General features: G+C 71.0%; 5 protein-coding genes and 1 pseudogene. All 6 read right to left on the reverse strand.

Annotation, left to right across the window (positions count from 1 at the left end; all coding sequences use genetic code 11):
- A pseudogene (locus VJS38_RS19120) lies at positions 1 to 137 on the reverse strand (RluA family pseudouridine synthase); the annotation flags it as partial.
- A gap of 72 nt (positions 138 to 209) precedes the next feature.
- On the reverse strand, positions 210 to 716 hold the full coding sequence (locus VJS38_RS19125) for a CC0125/CC1285 family lipoprotein (RefSeq protein ID WP_324089740.1): 507 nt from the start codon (positions 714 to 716) through the stop codon (positions 210 to 212).
- A gap of 80 nt (positions 717 to 796) precedes the next feature.
- Positions 797 to 1,555 carry an RluA family pseudouridine synthase gene (locus tag VJS38_RS19130; protein WP_324089741.1) on the reverse strand — a complete coding sequence of 253 codons (759 nt, stop codon included), beginning with the start codon at positions 1,553 to 1,555 and terminating at the stop codon, positions 797 to 799.
- Between the two features lie 163 nt (positions 1,556 to 1,718).
- Positions 1,719 to 3,023, reverse strand: coding sequence for a replication-associated recombination protein A (locus VJS38_RS19135; RefSeq protein ID WP_324089742.1), 1,305 nt, complete (start codon positions 3,021 to 3,023; stop codon positions 1,719 to 1,721).
- Positions 3,024 to 3,044: 21 nt separating this feature from the next.
- Positions 3,045 to 4,448: a Do family serine endopeptidase gene (locus VJS38_RS19140; RefSeq protein ID WP_324089743.1), complete on the reverse strand. Its 1,404-nt coding sequence runs from the start codon at positions 4,446 to 4,448 to the stop codon at positions 3,045 to 3,047.
- 124 nt (positions 4,449 to 4,572) lie between these two features.
- Entirely contained in the window at positions 4,573 to 5,808 is a 1,236-nt protein-coding gene (locus VJS38_RS19145) for an MFS transporter (RefSeq protein ID WP_324089744.1), read from the reverse strand.
- Between the last annotated feature and the right edge of the window lie 168 nt (positions 5,809 to 5,976).

Here is a 5,976-nt window from a genome sequence, read left to right on the forward strand (position 1 = left end):
TCGACCCGGATCTGACCCGAGCGGGTCAGCTTCTGCAGCTGGATGTGGTTCAGGTGCGGCCAGCGGCGCTTGAACCAGCGGTCCAGGCGCACGCCCTCCTCGGCCTTGTCGACATAGAGGGTCTTCACTTCCCTCATGCGCAAGGGCTCCGGGGGACAGGGTTCAGCATCGCCCCCTTATGCGACGGCGCCGGCCTTGGCGCAAAAGGTTCAGGCCGGGCGCCCCATCGTCTGGCGCAGGGCGTGGGCGTCATAGGCGTCGACGCTGTCCGGCTTGCGGCCCTTGCCCATCACCACCTCGATCGTGGCGAGCGGCGCGCCGTAACCGCCGCCGCCGAGGTCGAAGCCGGTGCCGACCCCCATGCCGACGGAGCTGTGGCTGCCGAAGCTGGCGCCGCCGACGCCGAAGCTGACCCGGGAGGAGCTGTTGCTGCTGGTCGGCTGCACCGAGCGGTCGGAGACCTGGAACCAGTCATAGCCGTTGGCGATGGCCAGGTCGGCGGCGCGCAGCAAGGCGAAGTCCATCACCTGCTGCGGCGCTGCGCTCGAACCGCCCTGGAAGGTGATGCGATAGCGGTCGGTCTCGATCCTGTATTCCGAATAGCCGACCGGGTTGGACGGCGTGGCGGCCTGGTAGACGGTGGGCGTCGAGGCGCAACCGGCCAGCGACGCGGCCGTCAGCGAAAGGGCTGCGAGGGCGGGAAGAAGGCGTTTCATCTCTGCACCTTGAGCGAACAGCGTGACGCGATCCGCGAGTGTCGCGGCCTCAACGGGCCAGCCTGCGCCGCCGTTCCGCGTCAGTCCAGCTTAAGCTCGGCCATGAGCGCGGCCATGTCCGGCGGCGTCGGCGCCTCCAGCCGCTTCAGCCCGCCCGCGGGATGCGGAAAGACCAGCGCCGCCGCATGCAGCATCAGCCGCGGCGCCGCCTTGCCCTCGACCATCAGCGCTCCGCCGTAGCGGACGTCGCCGGCGATCGGCCGGCCGATCGAGGCCAGGTGGACGCGGATCTGGTGCATACGCCCGGTCTCCGGATCGACCTCCAGGAGGGCGCACGCAGAGGTCGCGGCGACCGTCCGATAGCGGGTCCGCGCCGTCTCGGCGTCGGGATGATCGGCGGCGCAGACGCGCATGTAGGCCTCGCGCCCGACCTCGTCGCGGCGCAGGGCGTGCTCGATCACGCCCTCGCCCGGCTCCGGCGCGCCCGGCGTGACGATCGTCCGGTAGGTCTTGGCGAACTTGCGCGCCATCATCGCCTTGCCGAGGAAACCCGCCGCCGGCTTGGTCTTGGCGGTGAGGATCACGCCGGAGGTGTCGCGGTCCAGCCGGTGGATCAGCCTGGGCCGCGCCTTGCCGGGCCGGGCGAAGGCCCAGAGCAGCTCGTCCAGGGTGTTGACCTGGCCACGTCCCCCCTGGCTGGAGAGGCCGGCCGGCTTGTTAAGCGCGAGCAGGGCCTCGTCCTCGTAGATCACCAGGCTGCGGACGAAGGCGGCCTCCTCGGCGGTGAGCTTGATCGGGGCGGATTCGCGGATTTTTTTGCGGGGTGGATGCGGGGTCATGAGCCCAGATGCTCCCCCCTAGGGGGAGCTGTCGCGAAGCGACTGAGGGGGCTTCCACTCAGACGCCGATGAAGCTGAACGCCGACCTTCTGAGCGGAAACCCCTTCCGGCCCTTCGGGCCACCTCCCCCTAGGGGGGAGGATCTTGGCGATCGCAGCCGTCATCAGGATTTCCGCCCCGCGCGCAGCGCCGCCCAGCGCTCCAGCCGCTCGCGGATCCGCACCTCGTTCCCGGATTCGCGAGGTTCGTAGAACCTCCGCCGGCCCATCTCCTCGGGAAAATAGTCCTGGCCGGAGAAGCCGCCCTCGACGTCGTGGTCGTAGGCGTAGCCCTTGCCGTAGCCGAGATCCTTCATCATCCGGGTCGGCGCATTGAGGATGTGCTTGGGCGGCGTCAGCGAGCCGGTCTCGCGCGCCGCCTTCATCGCCTGGTTGAAGGCGGCGTAGACAGCGTTCGACTTGGGCGCGGCGGCGAGATGGACCACCAGCTGGGCGAGCGCGATCTCGCCTTCCGGGGACCCCAGGAAGTCGTAGGTGTCCTTGGCGGCGTTGGCCAGCACCAGCGACATCGGGTCGGCCTCGCCGATGTCCTCGGCGGCGGCGCGGATCAGGCGGCGGGCGATGAACAGCGGATTCTCGCCGCCCTGCAGCATGCGCGCCAGCCAGTAGAGGGCCGCGTCCGGATCCGAGCCGCGGATCGACTTATGCAGGGCGGAGATGAGGTTGTAGTGCTCCTCGCGGTCCTTGTCGTAGGCCGGGCTGCGCTTCTGCAGCACCTGGCCGAGTTGCTTGGTGTCGAGCGGCTTGGCCGAGGCGATGTTGAACAGGGTCTCGGCCAGCGTCAGCAGGTAGCGGCCGTCGCCGTCGGCCATGGCCATCAAGGCGTCGCGCGCCTGCGGCTCCAGCGGCAGCGGCCGGCCCTCGAAGGCCTCGGCCTTGCCGAGCAGGATCTGAAGCGCCGCCTCGTCGAGCCGCTTCAGCACAAAGACCTGGCAACGCGAGAGCAAGGCGCCGTTCAGCTCGAACGAGGGGTTCTCGGTCGTCGCGCCGACCAGGGTCACCACCCCCTCCTCCACGAACGGCAGGAAGCCGTCCTGCTGGGCGCGGTTGAAGCGGTGGATTTCGTCGACGAACAGCACGGTGGACTGGCCGGCGGCGCGCCGGGCGCGGGCCTGCTCGAAAGCCTTCTTCAGGTCGGCGACGCCGGAGAAGACCGCCGAGAGCTGCTGGAACGTGTAGCCCGCCTCCTTCGCCAGCAGCCGGGCGATCGTCGTCTTGCCGGTGCCGGGCGGGCCCCAGAGGATCATCGACGACAGCCGGCCGGCCTCGGCCATGCGCCGGATCGGCCCGCCCTCGCCGAGCAGGTGGTCCTGGCCCACCACCTCGCCGAGCTTCTGCGGCCGCAGCCGCTCGGCCAGCGGCTGCGGGGCCTGGGGCGTCAGCCCGGCGGCTTCGAAAAGGTCGGCCATGCGCCGCCTCTAACACAGTCCCTACTGGAAGGTCGCCGTGATCTGCTGGCCGCCCCGCTCGATCGTCACCTGCCAAGCCGCGGCACGGTGGCCGGTGGCCGCGACGAGGTCGGCGGTGGTGCGGATCTGCTGGCCGTTGACCGCGCGCACGATGTCGCCGGGCTGCAGGCCGACCGCCGCCGCCGGGCCGCCGGCGATCTTGGTCACCAGGACTCCCTTCGCGAAGGTGTCGACGCCCAGTTCGTCGGCCACGGCCGGCGAAAGATTGACCACGGTCGCGCCGGTCAGCGGATTGCGGCCGCCGATCACCTGCTCGTCGCGCGGCGGCGTCGCCGGCGCCGCCTGGGCGCGGGCGTTGAACGTCTGGTCCTTGCCGTCGCGGCGCACGCCGAGGCTCACCGTGTCGCCCACCCTGCGGGTGCCGAAGGCGTAACCGACGCTGGCCGCGTCGACGGCCGGCTGGCCGCCCACCGAGACGATGACGTCGCCCTGCCGCAGACCGGCGCGGTCGGCCGAGCCGCCGGGCCAGATCTCGGCCACCAGCGCGCCCGAGGGCGTCGCCAGGCCCAGGCTGCGGGCGATCTCCGGCGTCACGCTCTGCAGCCGCGCGCCGAGCCAGGGCCGGACCAGGGTGTGGCCGCCGCCCACCGCGGTCTCCACCACCCGGCGCACCAGCGCGCCCGGAATGGCGAAGCCGACGCCGGACGAGGTTCCCGAGCGCGAGAGGATGAAGCTGTTGATGCCGATCAGGTCGCCGTTGATGTCGACCAGCGCCCCGCCGGAGTTGCCCGGATTGATCGGCGCGTCGGTCTGGATGTACGAGGAGGCCGCATCGCCCGACGGGTCGGCGGTCCGGTTCAGGGCCGAGATGATGCCGTTGGTCACCGTCTGGCCGACGCCGAAGGGATCGCCGATCGCCAGCACCAGGTCGCCGACCTGGGTGTCGGCGGTGTCGTTGATCGCCAGCACCGGCAGCTTCTCGGCGCCCACGTCGATCTTCAGCACCGCCAGGTCCGTGCGCGGATCGGCCAGCAGCACCTTGGCCGGGAACTCGCGGCGGTCGGCGAGCGCGACGGTGATCTCCTGCCCGCCCTCGACCACGTGGTTGTTGGTGACGATGACGCCGTCGGGACGGACGATCACGCCGGAGCCCAGCGAGCCTTCGATCCGGTTGCGCGGCGCGCCGAGGCCGAACATCTGCCAGAAGGGGTCGACCTGCTGGCGCACCAGCCGCTTGGACGAGATGTTGACGACCGCGGGGGCGGCCTTCTTCACCACGGGGGCGAAGGACATCTTCATCGCCGCGGCGTTGGGCGGCGGCGTGCGGGTCGGCGGCGGCAGCGATGTCTGGGCCCGACCGTCGCCGGACGGCGAGCAGGCGGCGAGCAGGACGATGGCGGGAATCAGGACGCGATGGGCGCGCATGGCAGCTCCAGTTCGCCCGCGCGCGTCAGGGCCCTGCGGCGGCGCGTCGGGCTGGGTAGGCAACGGCGAAACTCAGCCAAGGTTTCGGGCGCAAGTTGGGCGCAAGACGACGCCTTCGTCCAGCCTAGGTTGCAGCTCTCTTGCCGGCGTGCGGCGCGACCGCGGCGACCGCCGCCAGCGCGGCCAGCGCCAGCATCGCCGCGCCGACCAGAAACGCCGCGCCAGCCATCGCGCCCCCACGCCCCGGCGCGGCCGACCAGGCGTAGATGTAGCCGAAGGCGGCCGGGGCGAGCATGCTGGTGAGGCCGGTGATGCTGCTGTTGGCGCCCTGCAGCCTGCCCTGCTCGCTGGGCCCCACACGCCGCGTGGCGATCGCCTGGAAGCCCGGCGCGAAGAGCCCCAGGAGGGCCCCGATCGGCAAGCCGATCAGAAACAGCGCGCCCGTGGGCGCCAGGCCAAAGACCGCAAGCCCCAGCGCGCCGCCGAGCAGGCCCGCGGTCAGGGTCCCGACCTCGCCCAGCAAGGCGACCGCCCTGGGCACCAGGCCCGCCTGGACGATCAGCCCGAAAATTCCCGACAGCGCCAGCATCGGCCCCGTCACATTGAGCGACCAGCCATAGCGATTTCCCGCGTAGAGGACGAAAAGAGTCGGCATCACGGCGTGGGCGAACTGCATCAGGAAGTTCACGACCGAGAGCCACAGAAGCTCCGGGTGCGAGCCCAGGAAGCTTAGCGAGGCCACCGGATTGGCCTTGCGCCAGCTGAAGGGCGCGCGGTGCTCGGCCGGCAGGGATTCCGGCAGCACGAAAAGGCCGTAGGCCGACGCCACCAGGGTGATCCCGGCGGCGACGAAGAACGGCAGCCTGAGCCCCGCCGCGCCCAGCATCCCGCCGAGCGCCGGGCCGATGATGAAGGTCACGTTCCAGATCGCCCCGGTCAGGCCGAACCGGGCCGCGCGCTGCTCGGGCGGAGTTATGTCGGCGATGTAGGCGGTCGCCACGGAGAAGCTGGAGGCGGTGAAGCCCGAGAACAGCCGGCCGAGGAACAGCCAGGCGAGGTTCGGCGCGAACGCCATGAACAGATAGTCGGCGCCGAGGCCCGCGATCGAGATCAGCAACACGGGCCGGCGGCCGAACCGGTCGGACAGCGCCCCCATGATCGGCGAGCCGAAGAACTGCGCCACCGCCCAGGCGGCGGTCAGCACGCCGATGAACCGCCCGGCCGCCGCCGCATCGCCGTGCAGGAACCGCTGCACCAGCGGTGGGAAGACCGGGATCAACAGCCCCATCGACAGGGTGTCGAGACCCAGGCTGACCAGGATGAACGGCACCGCGGCGCGACGGCGATCTGGGGCTTCCATGACCGTCCCATCGGGGGACCGGGCGGCCTTGGCAAGCGCTACTCCTTCCGGTCGGAGAGCGGACCTTCTCGATGGCGGCCTGGGGTGATGGGGTGGACGCCCCCCGACGGCATCTGCGTGCCAGAGTGAGGTGTTGAGCTTCACTCGAGGGAGGCGCCCATGGGCGAG

This window comes from Phenylobacterium sp. (assembly GCF_035276905.1).
In the GTDB taxonomy this organism is placed as follows: domain Bacteria; phylum Pseudomonadota; class Alphaproteobacteria; order Caulobacterales; family Caulobacteraceae; genus Phenylobacterium.

What these genes read in the sequence shown, in the direction of transcription:
- VJS38_RS19140 (WP_324089743.1), bottom strand. Translation starts at nt 4,448, where the DNA reads ATGCGCGCCCATCGCGTCCTGATTCCCGCCATCGTCCTGCTCGCCGCC.
- VJS38_RS19135 (WP_324089742.1), bottom strand. Translation starts at nt 3,023, where the DNA reads ATGGCCGACCTTTTCGAAGCCGCCGGGCTGACGCCCCAGGCCCCGCAG.
- VJS38_RS19125 (WP_324089740.1), bottom strand. Translation starts at nt 716, where the DNA reads ATGAAACGCCTTCTTCCCGCCCTCGCAGCCCTTTCGCTGACGGCCGCG.
- VJS38_RS19130 (WP_324089741.1), bottom strand. Translation starts at nt 1,555, where the DNA reads ATGACCCCGCATCCACCCCGCAAAAAAATCCGCGAATCCGCCCCGATC.
- VJS38_RS19145 (WP_324089744.1), bottom strand. Translation starts at nt 5,808, where the DNA reads ATGGAAGCCCCAGATCGCCGTCGCGCCGCGGTGCCGTTCATCCTGGTC.